This is a genomic window from Mycobacterium sp., from assembly GCF_052144515.1.
Classification (GTDB): Bacteria; Actinomycetota; Actinomycetes; order Mycobacteriales; family Mycobacteriaceae; genus Mycobacterium.
Genome location: NZ_JBKQQD010000389.1, coordinates 1 through 14,264, shown reverse-complemented (window position 1 = coordinate 14,264; position 14,264 = coordinate 1). Strand labels below are relative to the sequence as shown.

At 65.6% G+C, this 14,264-nt stretch carries 17 protein-coding genes; 8 read left to right on the top strand and 9 right to left on the bottom strand.

The window, feature by feature from the left end; all coding sequences use genetic code 11:
• Nucleotides 1-21 precede the first annotated feature (21 nt).
• The 6 genes from ACLP9N_RS25920 to ACLP9N_RS25895 are packed head-to-tail and all read right to left on the bottom strand — an operon-like array spanning nt 22 to nt 4,912.
• Nucleotides 22-1,167, bottom strand: coding sequence for a glycosyltransferase (locus ACLP9N_RS25920; RefSeq protein ID WP_442410062.1), 1,146 nt, complete (start codon nt 1,165-1,167; stop codon nt 22-24).
• Nucleotides 1,168-1,197: 30 nt separating this feature from the next.
• Nucleotides 1,198-1,467, bottom strand: a complete 270-nt coding sequence (locus ACLP9N_RS25915; RefSeq protein ID WP_442410061.1) for a hypothetical protein — start codon at nt 1,465-1,467, stop codon at nt 1,198-1,200.
• 54 nt (nt 1,468-1,521) lie between these two features.
• Entirely contained in the window at nt 1,522-3,114 is a 1,593-nt protein-coding gene (locus ACLP9N_RS25910) for a Na+/H+ antiporter (RefSeq protein ID WP_442410060.1), read from the bottom strand.
• Nucleotides 3,115-3,141: 27 nt separating this feature from the next.
• Nucleotides 3,142-3,777: a hypothetical protein gene (locus ACLP9N_RS25905; protein WP_442410059.1), complete on the bottom strand. Its 636-nt coding sequence runs from the start codon at nt 3,775-3,777 to the stop codon at nt 3,142-3,144.
• Nucleotides 3,708-4,214, bottom strand: a complete 507-nt coding sequence (locus ACLP9N_RS25900; RefSeq protein ID WP_442410058.1) for a DUF5685 family protein — start codon at nt 4,212-4,214, stop codon at nt 3,708-3,710. The genes ACLP9N_RS25905 and ACLP9N_RS25900 overlap by 70 nt, the downstream gene beginning before the upstream one ends.
• A 50-nt stretch (nt 4,215-4,264) precedes the next feature.
• Nucleotides 4,265-4,912, bottom strand: a complete 648-nt coding sequence (locus ACLP9N_RS25895) for a hypothetical protein (RefSeq protein WP_442410057.1) — start codon at nt 4,910-4,912, stop codon at nt 4,265-4,267.
• A 283-nt stretch (nt 4,913-5,195) separates the two neighbouring features.
• Between ACLP9N_RS25895 and ACLP9N_RS25890 the strand changes: the two genes are divergently transcribed.
• The gene (locus tag ACLP9N_RS25890) at nt 5,196-5,840 is read left to right on the top strand and encodes a TIGR03085 family metal-binding protein (protein WP_442410056.1); all 645 of its coding nucleotides are present in this window, start codon (nt 5,196-5,198) and stop codon (nt 5,838-5,840) included.
• A 152-nt stretch (nt 5,841-5,992) separates the two neighbouring features.
• Here the strand turns inward: ACLP9N_RS25890 and ACLP9N_RS25885 are convergent, their stop codons facing one another.
• Nucleotides 5,993-7,372, bottom strand: coding sequence for an FAD-binding oxidoreductase (locus tag ACLP9N_RS25885; protein WP_442410055.1), 1,380 nt, complete (start codon nt 7,370-7,372; stop codon nt 5,993-5,995).
• 130 nt (nt 7,373-7,502) lie between these two features.
• Between ACLP9N_RS25885 and ACLP9N_RS25880 the strand changes: the two genes are divergently transcribed.
• The 5 genes from ACLP9N_RS25880 (at nt 7,503) to ACLP9N_RS25860 (ending at nt 10,960) form a co-directional block, all read left to right on the top strand.
• Complete coding sequence (locus tag ACLP9N_RS25880) at nt 7,503-8,003, top strand: hypothetical protein (RefSeq protein WP_442410054.1); 501 nt, start codon at nt 7,503-7,505, stop codon at nt 8,001-8,003.
• Nucleotides 7,934-8,824: a sterol desaturase family protein gene (locus tag ACLP9N_RS25875; protein ID WP_442410053.1), complete on the top strand. Its 891-nt coding sequence runs from the start codon at nt 7,934-7,936 to the stop codon at nt 8,822-8,824. Before ACLP9N_RS25880 ends, ACLP9N_RS25875 begins: the two co-directional genes overlap by 70 nt.
• Nucleotides 8,821-9,189 (top strand): STAS/SEC14 domain-containing protein, encoded by a 369-nt coding sequence (locus ACLP9N_RS25870; RefSeq protein ID WP_442410052.1) that lies wholly within the window; start codon nt 8,821-8,823, stop codon nt 9,187-9,189. Before ACLP9N_RS25875 ends, ACLP9N_RS25870 begins: the two co-directional genes overlap by 4 nt.
• 99 nt (nt 9,190-9,288) lie before the next feature.
• Nucleotides 9,289-10,110, top strand: coding sequence for a lysophospholipid acyltransferase family protein (locus ACLP9N_RS25865; protein ID WP_442410051.1), 822 nt, complete (start codon nt 9,289-9,291; stop codon nt 10,108-10,110).
• Nucleotides 10,111-10,120: 10 nt separating this feature from the next.
• Nucleotides 10,121-10,960, top strand: a complete 840-nt coding sequence (locus ACLP9N_RS25860) for an SDR family oxidoreductase (protein ID WP_442410050.1) — start codon at nt 10,121-10,123, stop codon at nt 10,958-10,960.
• Here the strand turns inward: ACLP9N_RS25860 and ACLP9N_RS25855 are convergent.
• Together ACLP9N_RS25855 and ACLP9N_RS25850 are read right to left on the bottom strand one after the other, a co-directional pair.
• A complete protein-coding gene (locus ACLP9N_RS25855) occupies nt 10,950-11,960 on the bottom strand; it encodes a tocopherol cyclase family protein (RefSeq protein WP_442410049.1) in 1,011 nt (336 codons plus the stop codon). The two genes, ACLP9N_RS25860 and ACLP9N_RS25855, sit on opposite strands and share 11 nt — an antisense overlap.
• Nucleotides 11,957-13,219 (bottom strand): alpha/beta hydrolase fold domain-containing protein, encoded by a 1,263-nt coding sequence (locus ACLP9N_RS25850; protein ID WP_442410048.1) that lies wholly within the window; start codon nt 13,217-13,219, stop codon nt 11,957-11,959. Before ACLP9N_RS25850 ends, ACLP9N_RS25855 begins: the two co-directional genes overlap by 4 nt.
• Nucleotides 13,220-13,464: 245 nt before the next feature.
• Here ACLP9N_RS25850 and ACLP9N_RS25845 point away from each other — a divergent pair, with 245 nt between their 5' ends.
• Nucleotides 13,465-13,734 (top strand): type II toxin-antitoxin system Phd/YefM family antitoxin, encoded by a 270-nt coding sequence (locus ACLP9N_RS25845; RefSeq protein WP_442410047.1) that lies wholly within the window; start codon nt 13,465-13,467, stop codon nt 13,732-13,734.
• Complete coding sequence (locus tag ACLP9N_RS25840) at nt 13,731-14,141, top strand: type II toxin-antitoxin system VapC family toxin (RefSeq protein ID WP_442410046.1); 411 nt, start codon at nt 13,731-13,733, stop codon at nt 14,139-14,141. Before ACLP9N_RS25845 ends, ACLP9N_RS25840 begins: the two co-directional genes overlap by 4 nt.
• Nucleotides 14,142-14,264: the final 123 nt, after the last annotated feature.

The following is a 14,264-nucleotide window of genomic DNA, read 5'->3' as shown; positions in this document are numbered from 1 at the left end:
CGTGGTCCGCGTCGTGAAGCGCTATGCGGTGTGTTGAGAATCGCGGCGCTGGTCGCCTACTGGCGGGGTTTTCAACGATGTCAGCATGCCCGCGGCCGCTTGCCGCCAGGTGAACATCTCAGCGCGGCGCCGCGCACAGATGCGTCGGTCATATTCGGGCCGACTGATGACCGTGCCGACCGCTCGCGCGATGGCCTCTGGGTCGTTGTCGGCCAACTCGCCGCTGTCCGGCGTGACGATCTCGCTCAGCGCGGACGTCCGCGACACGACGGCCGGCGTTCCGCATGCCAGTGATTCCAGCGCGGCCAGCCCGAATGTCTCGTGCGGGCCCGGCGCCAGCGTGACATCGGCGGAGGCCAATAGCCCGGCGACGGTGTGCCGGTCGGAGATGAAACCCGTGAAGTCGACCGGCAACCGGGCGGCCTGTCGTTGCAGTCTGGCGCGCAACGGGCCCTCACCGGCGACGACCAGTCGGGCGTCGACACCGAAGTCGCATAAGGCTGCCAGCGCGTCGATGCTGCGGTCCGCGCGCTTTTCCACCGACAGCCGGCCGCAGTGGACGAGCAGGAGCTGAGTGGGTCTGGCCCATTGCTGCCGCACGAGGGGGGAGTGGCGGCGCGGATGGAAGGTCTGCAGATCCACGCCCAGTGGGACGGTGACAACGTTCGTGGCACCGATGCGGTCGAATTCTTCGCGCGCAAACCCGGTGGTGCAGACCACGGTATCGTAGTTGGCGGCCGTGCGCGCGTTGGCGAAGTCGGCGAGACTGCGCGCGGTGCGAGGCGGAAGCACTTGGCCCGCAAGGCGATCCAGGCGTTCATGGGAGATCATCACGGTTCTGGCACCATGTTCGCGGCCCCAACGGCCCAGCGACCTCAGCGTAAGCCGGTCCGAGACCTCCAAGGCATCGGGTCGCAGGGCCGCCAGGAGTGCACGCACGGGTGCCGGCATCACCGCGCGGTAGCCGCCGGTGAACGGAATCAGCTTGGCAGGCAGGGTGATCCGCACGACACCCGTGGGCAACTGGCTTCGGTCGGCGTGTGAACCCGGGACGATGAGAAGTACTTCGTGGCCGGCGGCGCAGTATTCGGCGCCGAGCCGGTCCACCGCGGTGCGCAGGCCGCCTGAGCGAGGGCCATAGAAATTGGCGACCTGAACAACACGCATAAGGTGAGGACATCCGGCGCTTGTGGCCGGTCAACGATATGACGCCGACAATTGCCTGAACAGTCCATGAAATCCCCACGTCAGTACCCTGGTGGCGATGACCGAGCCTGGGCCGCCGGTGTGATCCCCGGCGTAAGCGCGGTGGTGACCGGTGCCGTCGCCCGTCGACGGGTCAGGCGCGGCCAGGCCGGTCGGGGTGGTTTCGCGCTCGCCGGCATCGTGCTCGGGATTGCGGCCGCTGTCGTGCCCGCGGCTCTCGCCGCGTGGGTGGTGAGCGTCTCCCAGGTACCTCTGTCTCAAACAGTGCCCAGAAATACTTGATTCCCTGTGCTGTAACGAAATTGGATGGTGAGTTTACTTGCTGTCGGAAGAGTCGAGGAGTTGCACTTCCTGGAAGTCCAGCTCGGTCTGCAACTCGCGTAGCACGATGTCGTCGATGCGATTTTGGTTACGAAGCGCGGTGACGGCCCGGCGTTGATGTTTCAGGACGCCAAGACGCACCAGTCGAACCAGCTCGTTCCGCTCGACCAAGTCGTGCGCCATCGGGTCGTCGTCGTTGGCCATGACCACCGCGGCGTGTTCTTGGTATTCCTTTTCCAGACGACTCAGCAGCTTCGGACCGACGCCAAGTTCGCCGGCCACCACCGGTAGCGCCTCTAGTGCGGCTTCGGCGCCGACGCTGCGGGCCAGTTGCAATTCGTTACAGCGCGCGACATCTTCGGGCATCCGGGCCCAGCGAACAACGAGGGGCAGCGAGATCCCTTGGACGATGACGGTCACGAGAATGACCGCGACCACCACGAAGATGAGCAGGCTGCGGTCCGGGAATGGCGCGCCGCTGAGCGTGGTCAGCGGAACGGCCAGGGCCGCGGCAAGCGACACGGCGCCGCGGAATCCGGCCCAGCTGGTGACGCAGCGCTGACGGAAACCGGCGGCGCGGTTGGGCCGGCGCAGGCCACGGTCCACGGCACGACCCAACAAAGTGCTGAATTCCACCCAGACAAACCGGGTCACGATGGTGACGCCGGTGACGGCCAGAGCCAGGTAGACAGCGCGGCGAAGGCCACCGTCGACGTGGTTAATCCCGTGCAGCGCGCCGGGGATCTGGACTCCGACAAACACCCACAGCGAGCCGTTGATCATGAACGTCGCAATATCCCAAAATCCGAAAGCGAGCAGCCGGGACCGGGCCCGGATCACCACCGGCCCGTAGTAACTGAGCATGAGAGCGGAGACCATGACCGCGACCACCCCGCTGCAACCCACAGCTTGGGCCAGCAAGAACGCCGCGAACGGCGTGAGCAGGCTCAGCGCTCCCTCCTCCAGGGGCGCGTCGATCCCGCGGCGCAAGAAAGACACCGCCCCCCCGACCAGCAGCCCCGCGGCGATACCGCCGAGGTAGGAGACGACGAACCGGACGGTCAAGTCGGTCGGACTGACCTCGGCCCCCCCGATCGCGACGTGGACGGTCACGGCGTAGAGCACCAGCGCGGTCCCGTCGTTGATGATGCTCTCGCCGCGCAGCACGGTCAGGGCCCGGCGGGGCAGCTTTTTCGCCAGACCGGCGACGGCGGCCGCGTCGGTGGGGGAGAGCACGGCGCCGAGGACCGCTGCCGCGTGCGATTCCATACCCATCGCTCGCGCCGTCCACGAGATCGCTACCGCGGTGACGATCACCAGGGCAATGGCGGACATGAAGATGACGCGCAGGTTCTTGCGGATCTCGCGAATGCTGGTGTTCAGGCTCTCCCAGTAGAGGATCGCGGGCAGGAACAGCAGCAGCACGATCTCGCCGTCGATGCGCACATTGCCGAAAACCGGGATCAGACCCAGAAGCGAGCCGAGCAGGATGAGCAGAACCGGGGGACCCACGCGGTAGCGCCGGCCCAGCACCGTACCCAAGATGACGGTGCCAACCAGCGCAACGATGACCTCTAGCCCAAACACCAGCCCATACTGCCGTACGGCGGGGCTTTATGAGCAGTCGCAGCAGTCCGCGTCGCAGCAGTCCGCATCGCAGCAGTCCGCGTCGCAGCAGTAGCAGTCGCAGCCATCGCACCAGCGGTCACAGCCATAGCAGCCGCAGCCTTCCCAGCGGCTCGCTTGGCCTTGTTTTGGACCGGGTTCGAGCTCCTCGCTGCCGAAGTTGATGGGTTCTTGCTGGCCGCGCGGCGTTTCGCTGTGCGCTGTGTAGCCGGCCCGGCTGAAGGTGCGCGACACCGCTCGCCGCAACTCGCGGGTCAGCAGCCGGCGTGGTAGACGGCCGTCGGTGAATTCCACGTCGGCCAAGGCCAATTCGATGCCCAGCGCCGCGTCGTCGCACAGTGCGCGGATGTCTGCGACCGGAGTTGCTTTGGCGGCCAACGGGTTCCACTTGCCACGGGCCACGTCGTCGCGGTAATCCTCGACGGCGTCGAGCAGGTGTGCGACCCGCCCGAACAGCTGACCGACCTCACGAAGCGGCGCCTCGTTGGCGGGGCGGCCGGCCAGCCGGGCGGTGTGCCCGAACGCTGCGGCCACGGCCGTCTCGGTGGGTTCGGTTACCGAGAGCAGCGAGCTGCCCGGACGCGCTGTCGCTTCGAGTTCGGCCTGCCGGTCCATCGCGGCCACCAGGACACCGGTGTCGAAGCCCAGGGTGTGACCGGCGTCGGTGCCCTGGCGCAGCCACCGCTCGGCGATGCGGCGCGCGCCGGCCGCACGCCGAGCGCTCCGATCACGCCGTCGCGGTCGTCGACGTGGTCACGTACCTGCGCCGCGGCCAGCGCCAACGACACCACCGCCGTCAGTCGCACACACTGGCCCGTGGCCACGTCGGCGCGCCGCATCCCGCGTAACGGACACGGCCCGGCCACCCGGCGCGTGGGTTGCAAGGCCGACTGCGCCTCGACCAGCAGCGAAACCACTAGCCCGTCGTAGTTGGTGGCGATCCGCGCGCTCTGGTCGTAGTCGTCGCGCAGGGCCAGGCACAGTCCGCACAACCGGGCGGTCCAGGCTGCCGCGAGCTCGCCGCCGAGCTGGTGACGGCAGGGCCGGATGATGCCAAACATGCACAGAAGTTACCGGACCAGCTCCGCCCGCGGGCCCGGAAACGCCGCTCTCAAGCAGCGCCGGCAAACCAGGCGGTCGTCACCGCACGGGTCTGGGGCGGCGAGGTCGTCGGTGCGCCCAGTTGGCCGACTTTGACCGTCCACACCGGGGCCGAGCGGTCGATGCAGGTGCCGGCGCCCTGGCTGGGCAGCCACAGGACCGCGAGGTCGCCGCAGTCGTAGACGCCGACGTAGCCGTCAGCGCGGCTGCCCCACGCACCGCCATTGCGGAACAGGCAGCGCGTGCCGCCGTCGAGAAGAAGCGCGAACGGGTCGGGTGAAGCGGTGGGCTGCACCGGCGGGAGCGGGCCGCCGTAGGTCACCCGGTGCAAGCGCTTGTCCCACGGATTGTCAACGCACAAAAGCGATCCGGGCGTTGACGGCCAGCAGGTGCCGGCACCCGCCGCGGTGGGCGAGCAGTAGTAGACGTTGTTGGCCACCGCCGACGGCGACGGCGTGGTGCAGTCGCTGACCGCGGTGACGTTGCCGTTTGAAGGTGCCTCTCGGTAACCGTTGATCGGTTGGCCATTGGGTCCGACGGCCACCGCGGTAATTGCCTGTGTGGGTGGCGGATCGGCAAGTGCCGGTCCTTGCGCCTCGAAGACCGCGACTGCAATCACCGCGATCGGCACGCCCACAATTCGCGACACGACGTTCATCGAGCTAACCCCTCTCATGTGAGTGGCCCTTTGAAGCGTAGAGCGCATTAGGCTCCGATATCGAGAGGTGATTCTCGTGAACACCAGGAGCGGCCCGGGGCGACAGCCGGCCAGCAAAACGATCCATGTCCGCCGTCGGCCCATGCTCCGTGCACGAGCACGACGGTGGGTGTCGCGTTCATGCGAACCCGCCTTGCGATGGATTGGGATACATATCCCAAAATATTTGCATGCTGCAGTCGGTTGGTCAACTGAGGCTCGAGCGCCCGTAGACTTCGACGGCGTGGCTGATGTTCCGCTGGACACGCAAGAACGCCGCGAGCTCTGCGACCTGTTCGAGGAGCTCGGCCCTTCCGTTCCTACGCTGCTCGAGGGCTGGACCGCTCACGATCTGGCCGCCCACCTTGTGTTACGAGAACGCGATCCCGTCGCAGGACCCTGCCTCGTCCTGCCCGGTCCATTCGAAGGGTTCGCCGAGCGGCGTAGGGCCAGATTGGCTCAGCGCAAAGACTTTACGTGGCTCGTCGGGCGGATCCGGTCCGGCCCGCCAATCGGATTCTTCCGCATCGGATGGGTGCGCTCGTTGGCGAATCTCAACGAGTTCTTCGTGCACCACGAGGATGTTCGCAGAGCCAATGGCCAAGCGCCCCGCAGCCTCACGCCTGCGATGGATGCCGCGTTGTGGCGAAATGTTCGACGCGGCGGCCGTTATCTGAGCCGCCGGCTTAACGCATGCGGGCTGGAGATTGAGTGGGCTGGAACCAACGAGCGGGTGAGGGTTCAACCAGGTGAGCCGACGGCTCGACTCAGTGGTCCGGCTGGTGAACTACTCCTGTACGTCTTCGGCCGCCAAGCCGCGGCGCAGGTCGAAGTCAGTGGACCACCGGAGGCCGTCGCTGCAGTGCATGGGGCGCATTTCGGGATGTGAGCCCATCACCGGCGAAGTCACACCAGTCGCACGAGTTTCTCGGAGCGGAGACACACATTTTGCCCGCTCACAGCGACAATTCGCCGCGGCGCGCCGCGAAGCGTTCGGTTGTCGCTGTGAGGCGGACACAAAGACATATCCCGGACTTCTTGTTACGTAAGTGATTCCGCGGCGAAGACAACGTCGGGGTTGAGGATGCCCGCCGGGTCAAAGCTCTTCTTGATCCGCCGCATGAGGGCTATTTTGGCCGGGTCTTCGAGCTCGAGGAAGTATGGGGTTTTGGCGCGGCCAAGTCCGTGTTCACCGGAGATCGCGCCGCCCAATTCCATTGCCAGCGCCAAGATATCGGTGATCAGCTTCTTCCGTTTATCCGGCTCCTTGCAAAGGATGGCCAGGTGCACGTTGCCGTCGCCGGCGTGCCCGCAGCCCACCGCGGCCCCGCCGGCAGCCGTCGCCAGACCGCGTGCGGCGGAGATGAACTTCGGCATCGCACCGCGCGGCACGACGGTGTCGATGAGGTCGTCGGCGCCAACCGCTTTGAGCGTCCAAAACGCCTTTTCGCGAGCCTCGATCAGCTTGCGCGCCGAAGCTCCTTCGAGCACATAGGCGTCGACGGCGCCCAGTTCGGCGAGCAGCTCACCGGTCTTCTCGACATCCTCGTCGAGTCGGTCCGCGGTGCGGCTCTCAAGCGCCACAACAAGATACGCCTCGCAGGTGTCGCGGATCTTGTCCGGAATGCCCAGCTCCAGGTTCTGGGTGTGGATGAGCGCGGCCATCGTCATGTTGTCGATGTACTCGAGGATGTAGGGCGTGAGCCCGGTGGCCAGAATCTTGGGTACCGCCTCCATGACTTGGTCGAAGTCGGCGAAGGGGGCAAGCACTGTGGCGCTGTGGTCGAGCCGTGGATGTAGCTTGACGATCACCTCGGTGGCCAGGGCCAGGGTGCCTTCGGAGCCGACGATCAGCTGGGTCAGGTCGTAGCCGGTGGACACCTTGGCGATCTTGCCGCCGGTTCGGATGATCTCTCCGGTCGGCAGCACCGCCTGCAGTCCTAGCACGTTGTGCCGGGCCACCCCGTATTTGACCGCGCGCATCCCGCCGGCGTTGGTTCCGACGTTGCCGCCGACGCTCGAGGACAGCTCGCCCGGATGAACCATGTACCGCAAGCCGGTATCGGCGGTTGCGGCGTCCAGTTCGGTCAAAGTGACGCCGGGCTGGACAACGGCGACTTGGTTGGTCGTATCGACTTCCAGGACCGCGTTCATCCGCTCGAAGGAGATCACCAACCCGTCCTCGCGCGGCCGCGCCGCCCCCGACAGGCCGCTCCCGGAGCCGCGGGCCGTTACCGGCACACCGTGTTCGGTGGCGGCGATCAGTAGCTGCGAAACCTCTTCTGCTGTTGTCGGCTTGGCGACGTACGCCGGCTTCTGCGGCGGCTTCGTGAGCTCCTCGTCGTGCCAATAGTCCTCGGGGATCGCGTCGCCCGTCAGCAAGTGGCTGGTCCCGACGATTTCGGCGAATCTCGTAGTCATGTCGCTCTGCACAGCAGATAACTTTATCCCTGGTCGTCCTGCCTGTCGGCGGCGCGTGGTGCTCGTTTTGCCCGCCTCTGAGCGACAATTTCAAGCAAAAAATCTCAGTGGATTCTCAGATGCGCGGAGCATGCTAGGCGTCGTGCACCCGGTGGTTGGAGCAGCACCGCCACAACAGGACTCACGGGCCGATCGTCGTTTGGCGGCGGGATTGGTGGTGCTGTACGGGATCGAGCTGCTCGCGCTGTTGAAAGCTGCGGGAGTGACCGGGCGTTTGGCGCGTGCGCATCCGGGTCACGGTGCGGGCCTTCCGGCGCTCTTGGTGCTGGCAGCGCTGGGGATGGTCGGATGGCAGGCCTGTCGGCTGCTTCGCGGGCGGCGGTCACTGAACGTGTCGGGCCTGTTCCTACAAGCGGGGATACTGATGACCTCGATCGCGGTGGCCACCCAGAACCTCGCCGCCGGGCTGATCGGGATACTGCTGGCGCAGTACTGGCCGGATGGGGTCGACTCGCCGCCAAACCCGGGTGTGCCGAACGAGCGCTCGCGAGTACCGAGAATGTGGCGGCGCCGCAGACCATCGAGATCCGGTCGCGCGTCGCGTTCGGCGGCGTCGTGTTGGTGGTCGTGACGGCGCTGGTGATCCTGGCCGCGCTGAGCGTGCGCAGCCAAATCATTTTCGGCCTCGCGATTTTGGCCGTGATCTTCGTTCCCCTCGAGCGGCTGTTCGCGTTGCATCCGCGTCGAGTGCTGCGGCAGGGATGGCGCACCGATGTGGTGCACTTTTTGGTCAACGGTAATGTGTTGCGGATCGGGATGCTCGTCTCGGTGGTCGTAATCGGCGGATTGCTAAGGGTTTTCGTGCCCGCACCGCTGCGCACCGCCGTCGCCACGAGTCCGAGCGGGGTGCAGATCGCCGCCGGGTTGGCGATCGCGACGATTGGCGGCTACGCGGGGCACCGCGCGGCCCATGAGGTGCCGCTGCTGTGGCGGTTCCATCGGGTGCATCACAGCATCCGCGAGATGGACTGGCTCGCCGCCACTCATCTTCACCCCGTTGACGAGACCTTCACCCGTTCGGTGGCGGTCTTGCCGCTCTATGCGCTGGGCTTCGGTCGGATCAGCCTGGGTGCGTTCGTCATCGTCATCACGCTGCAAGCCATCTTCATCCACGCCAACGTGCGGATGAACTTCGGACCGCTGCGATGGGTCATCGGCACCCCGCAGTTCCACCACTGGCATCATGCGCGTGAACCGCAGGCCTACAACAGCAACTATGCGGGCGAATTCCCGCTCCTGGACGCACGTTTCGGGACGTTGTATTTCCCGGCCAACTGCTGGCCCGCGCAATACGGCGTCGACGACACCGAACCGGCGGGCTACCTGCGTCAACTCGCCTGGCCGTTGCACACCCGCTGCGGCGCAACAACGCTGGAAGGAAGAATTCGATGATCGAAGTACTGCCAGACATGCCGGAGGGAGTGACCGGCATTCGCGTGTCTGGCCGGCTGCGTGGCGACGACCTGCGCGAGTTCAAGCCGGCCATGGAGGAGCTGGTGAACACCGGCGAGATCAGGATCGTTGAGGTCATCGCGTCCGATTACGAGGGCTTCGGCCCCGGCGGGTTGGTCGAGGACCTCAAGCTGGGCCTGGGCGCTCTCTTCCAGCATCATTCGGCCTTCAAGCGAATCGCGGTAGTGACCGATAAGGAATGGGCCGTCCATACGCTGCATGCGCTGGCGTGGATGGTCCCCGGCGAGCTCGCCCTGTTCGGTCTCGACGAGCTCGAGCGTGCCAAGGAGTGGGCGGCCGGCTGAGGGCGGGGACTAAGGTCACTTCTTCGGATGAAACCGTAGGTCGTCGGCGGGGATCGGCCTACCATCAGCTCAACCTTGAGCCATGAAATCAGCGAAGGCATGAGCGCCACCGACACCGACCCGACCGAAATCGACAAATGGAATCGCGCGCTGACCGAGCACGTCATCATCAGGCTCACCCGGCCGATCGTCAAGTGGTATTTCCGTTCTGAGGTGCGGGGTCTGGACAACATCCCGCCTGGCGCAGCACTGGTGGTTTGTAACCATTCCGGTGGCCTGGTCTCGTTTGACCTGTCGGTGTTCGGCGTCGGTTATTACGACAAATACGGCTACGACCGTCCGCTCTACGCCCTCGCCTTCGACACGATATTCGCCGGACCGGCCGGGGACTTTCTCCGGCGCACCGGGGTGATCCGCGCGACGCGCGACAACGCCGCGAAGGCACTGGCAGCCGGCGCCGTCGTCTTGGTCTTCCCGGGCGGCGATTTCGACGTCTACCGGCCGACGAGGCAGGAAAACGTCATCAACTTCGGCGGACGGACGGGCTACGTGACCACAGCCATCGAGGCCGGGGTGCCGATCGTTCCCGCGGTTTCTATCGGCGGGCAGGAGGGTCAGCTGTTCTTGACCCGCGGCAGGCGGCTAGCGCGGTTGCTTGGGCTCACCAACTTCGAGCGCAAGTTCTTCCGAACGAACATCTTGCCAGTAACTTTCGGATTACCGTTCGGGCTGAGCGTTGTTCTGCCGGTCAACGTGCCGCTGCCCACCAAGATCGTCACCGAGGTGTTGCCACCCATCAACATCGCCGCCGAGTTCGGTGACAATCCCGACGTCGAAGAGGTCGATGCACACGTGCGCGACGTGATGCAAAAGGGCCTCGACGAGTTGGCCGCCAAGCGCCACTTCCCGATACTTGGCTGAGGGAGTGGCCATGGGCGTCTACGCAGTCACCGGTTCGGCTTCGGGGATGGGGCTTCAGGTCGCGCAGAAACTGCGCGACGCGGGCCACACCGTGATCGGGGTGGACATCAAGCAGGCAGATATCGTCGCCGATTTGTCGACCGCTGATGGACGCCAGGCTGCGGCCGCCGGCGTCTTGGCGGCGTCGGGGGACAAACTGGACGGTGCCGTGCTCGCCGCCGGTCTCGGTCCCGGACCGACCGCGGAGCGCGCCCGCCTGATCGCCCAGGTCAACTATTTTGGCGTCGTCGACCTGCTGCGCGCGTGGCGGCCGGCGCTGGCCGCCGCTGGTCGCGCGAAGGTCGTCGTTTTCTCCAGCAACTCCACCACGACGACGCCCATGGTTCCCGCGCGCGCCGTCCGGGCGTTCCTCGCGGGTGACGCCGACAAGGCAGTGCGCTCGGTGCGGCTCTTCGGGAAGAACGCTTCGGTGTTCGCCTACGCCGCATCCAAGGTCGCGGTGAGCCGTTGGGTTCGACGTGAGGCGGTAACTCCTGAGTGGGCGGGCGCAGGCATACGTTTGAATGCGCTCGCGCCGGGGGCGATTATGACGCCTCTACTGGAGGAAGGGCTGGCGTCACCGAACGAGGCGAAACGCATTCGTTCGTTCCCGGTCCCGATCGGCGGATTCGGCGACGCGGGCCAGCTCGCCGACTGGGTGATCTTCATGCTCTCGGATGCCGCGGACTTCTTATGTGGGAGTGTTCTTTTCGTCGACGGCGGGTCGGACGCGTACTTCCGTGCCGACGACTGGCCGAGGCCGGTGCCGTCGTATCGACTGTTGTCTTACTTCAGGCGGTTCAGGGGCTGAGGGGCGGTCGGCTGCCGACTTCTAGAGCCGACAGCTCGCAGGTGCCGTCGAATACCACTCGACCGAACTTGCGCACGGTGCAATGCAGTCGACCGGCAAGGTGCTCGAAGTCGGTATCGACATTGCGGCGCTCCGCGGGCAGCGGCACCGGCAAGACGTGTGGGTCCAGGTGAGTGCCGTCTCCGTCCAGATCGATCTGGTAGCGCGGCGTGCGCGCTCGCACCGTCCAGCGTCCGTCGCTGAGCTGCGACCGCACCAGCGCCGGCGGCGTCAGGCGGATCACGCGATCGCCCAGTCGCACGACCACTCCGGTGACATCTCGGCGGAGCGGCCCGAGCTGAAGGAGGCCACCGGAGAACGCGACTGAAACGTCAGCATCGCCGAAATCGTGTGCCTGACCCCACCACCAGCGCTCGGGAAAGCCCGCGCCCCAGTTTCTTTCCGCGTAGAGCTTAGCGTCATCGAACGTCCAGGTCTCACCGCTGAATTCGACGGTGCCGCTTGCCTTTCCACCGAGGCGGTAGGGATGCCAGTATTGGTTGAGGAAGGGGATCGAGGAAAAGACGCCGCCGCCGCCAAAGGCCTTGGGCCACATGAACGGATCGGCGAAGCGCAGGTTCAGGTGGATGTCGTCGAGATCGATCTGCAGGCCGTCGGCGCCCGCCGCCACGCGGCCGCTCGGATCGGTTCCGGCGTGGACCGTAAAGCGGGACAGTTCGGTTTCGGCGTCGTCCAGGGCCGCCGAGCGCACGATGCCGCCGGGGTGCAGCGCGACGGCGACCGTTGCCCAATCCCCGTCCCGGTTCTGGTTCACGCTGCACAGCGCGACGACGACGCGGCCCGAGGCGGAATCGGTGAGCCGCCAGAACCAGCCCTCCATTTCGCACCCGTGTGAGGGCACCGGATCGCCGAATGGGACGTCAGCACCCGTGCGCCGATAGACATCGATCAGCGGCTTGGCGACGTCCTCGGCTACCCATCGCACGTATGCGCCGGTCATCGGTGGTGTGTCTGGTAGATCTCGGCCAGGAACTGCTCGACGGCGACCGCTGCATGCGCGGCGCGGGCCGAGCCGAAGGTATCGAAAGCGTGCTGGGTCAAAGGTAATTCGGCGTACACGACGGGTTGCCTGCTGACTTCCCGCAGCTTTGTGACGAAGCTACGCGCCTGCTCGACGGGAGCCAGGGAGTCGTTGCGGCCGTGCAACACAAAGAATGGGGGAGCGTCGGCCGAGACGTGGTGGATCGGTGATGCGGTGACAAACGGCTGCAAGTTCGTCGAAGGCCGTTGCTTGATAACCGATTTCACGAGCAGCGCCGGCATCGTGGGGTGCATCGCGTCGTCGAACCGGGTGAAGTCGTAGACGCCGTAGAACGGCACCGCCGCCTGTACGCGGGTGTCGGCGTCTTCGAATCCCGGCTGGAACTGTGGATCATTGGGCGTCAGCGCCGCCAGCGACGACAGATGACCGCCGGCCGAACCCCCGGTAATGGCGATGAAGTCGGGGTCGCCGCCGTATTCGCTGATGTGCGTCTTGACCCAGGCGAGGGCGCGCTTGACGTCGACGATGTGGTCGGGCCAGGTGTTGCGCGGGCTGTGCCGGTAATTGATCGCCACGCAGATCCAGCCCAGCTCCGCGAGGTGGCTCATCAACGGATGAGCTTGTCCGCGTTTGTTTCCCGCCGTCCAGGCGCCGCCGGGAATCTGGAAGAGCACCGGCGCCTTTCCGGTCCGATCCAGATCGGGACGGCGCCAGATGTCCAGCAGGTTAGCCCCGCCGTATTCGCCGTAGCTGATGTTCGAGTCGTGGGCGTAGTCGCCGTAGATCCGCAACATCCGCAGCAGCCCCGGCGACTTGGCCGTGCCGGCGCCGGTCGGCCGACGCCACAGGCCCGAAGAGTCGGTGCGGCGAGTGGTTCCCAGGCCGCTGTCCAATGCCGCCGTCAGCGGGACGTTGGCCTTGTGCCCGGCGCGACTGAAATTCAGCAAGCCCGCCGCCGAAACGCCCGCCACCAGCCAGGCGATCGCCCGCACCGGCCGGGCGAGGCGGCGAGCCGTCAGTGCCAGCCCGCCGAGCTGGCTCGCCAGTGTCTGCAGTGGCAACTCGGTGACAACCAGGCCGAATATCCACGAGAAAACGGAGAGGTATCCGCTGCGCGCCAGCGGCCGATAGGCGTTGAGCGTGGAGGCAGCGGTCACTGCCGTTACTACCAACGACCCGATTTGCCGGATGGTGTGGTTGATTCGAGATGTCCCCATTGGGATTACCTTACGAGGCGGTTGGGTTCCCATCGAAGGCGGAAGCGCGCAACTGTCGCGGTGCTTAAGCCTGAAAATTAAAGCATAGAGGCTTGACAGAACCGCTCGCCGCGCCACGTCCAGCGATTTTGCCAGCTGCGACGCGGAATTCCATCGCCGCATGCGAGTGGGGTCCACGTATTCCGTCGTTGGGTTGATCCTTCAGGTCTGCGCCTTGTAGCACGTTGAGTGCTACAGTAGGCGACGTGGACAGTATTGGGATTCGTGAGCTACGCCAGAACGCGAGCGTGTGGATAGCGAAGGCTAAGGCCGGAGTGACCATCCAAATCACCGACCGCGGCCGGCCGGTAGCGCGGTTAGTGCCGATCACAGCCGCCGAGCAAGCCCGTGAGCAACTCATCGCCGAAGGCCAGTTAATTGCCGCGACCGCGCCACGAGTTCCATTCAGCATGGCCGATCTCATCGAAGGTCCTTCGCTCACCGCCATACTGGACGAACAGCGCTCCGACCGATGATCTACCTCGATACATCAGCATCGGTGAAACTCGTTGCGGCTGACGAAGAGTCGGCTGCTCTGATTGAATGGCTCAACGCGCACCCTGACGAGAATCTCGCCACCAACGCCGTCGGTCACATTGAGCTGATACGCGCGGCCGCACGAACAGGACCCAACGCTGTAGCCCTGGCACGAAACGTCGCGTCAACCATCGACACTCTTGTCTTGACCGACACCATCGCCTCAGCGGCGGCCACGATCCCGCCTGCCGGGCTGCGCACCCTCGACGCGATACACCTTGCCACGGCATATATCCATCGAAAGACCCTTACCGCCTTCTGCGCCTACGATCGCCGGCTGCTCGAGGCTGCCGGATCACAGGGGCTGCCGACCGTCTCCCCGCGAGGCAACTCGGACATCCACTAGTGCTCCGTCTGCGATTTGATCTGGTGAAGGGTCTCGCGGCCACGTTGGACTTTCGTGATGATGTCGTCGGCGCTGGCTTTCCAGATGAACGGTTTGGGATCGAGGTTCCAGTGCTGGGACCAT

Excerpts from the sequence above, each read along its gene's own strand:
- ACLP9N_RS25920 (WP_442410062.1), bottom strand. The coding sequence starts at position 1,167 with ATGCGTGTTGTTCAGGTCGCCAATTTCTATGGCCCTCGCTCAGGCGGC.
- ACLP9N_RS25900 (WP_442410058.1), bottom strand. The coding sequence starts at position 4,214 with ATGTTTGGCATCATCCGGCCCTGCCGTCACCAGCTCGGCGGCGAGCTC.
- ACLP9N_RS25895 (WP_442410057.1), bottom strand. The coding sequence starts at position 4,912 with ATGAACGTCGTGTCGCGAATTGTGGGCGTGCCGATCGCGGTGATTGCA.
- ACLP9N_RS25885 (WP_442410055.1), bottom strand. The coding sequence starts at position 7,372 with ATGACTACGAGATTCGCCGAAATCGTCGGGACCAGCCACTTGCTGACG.
- ACLP9N_RS25880 (WP_442410054.1), top strand. The coding sequence starts at position 7,503 with ATGCTAGGCGTCGTGCACCCGGTGGTTGGAGCAGCACCGCCACAACAG.
- ACLP9N_RS25870 (WP_442410052.1), top strand. The coding sequence starts at position 8,821 with ATGATCGAAGTACTGCCAGACATGCCGGAGGGAGTGACCGGCATTCGC.
- ACLP9N_RS25865 (WP_442410051.1), top strand. The coding sequence starts at position 9,289 with ATGAGCGCCACCGACACCGACCCGACCGAAATCGACAAATGGAATCGC.
- ACLP9N_RS25860 (WP_442410050.1), top strand. The coding sequence starts at position 10,121 with ATGGGCGTCTACGCAGTCACCGGTTCGGCTTCGGGGATGGGGCTTCAG.
- ACLP9N_RS25855 (WP_442410049.1), bottom strand. The coding sequence starts at position 11,960 with ATGACCGGCGCATACGTGCGATGGGTAGCCGAGGACGTCGCCAAGCCG.
- ACLP9N_RS25850 (WP_442410048.1), bottom strand. The coding sequence starts at position 13,219 with ATGGGGACATCTCGAATCAACCACACCATCCGGCAAATCGGGTCGTTG.
- ACLP9N_RS25840 (WP_442410046.1), top strand. The coding sequence starts at position 13,731 with ATGATCTACCTCGATACATCAGCATCGGTGAAACTCGTTGCGGCTGAC.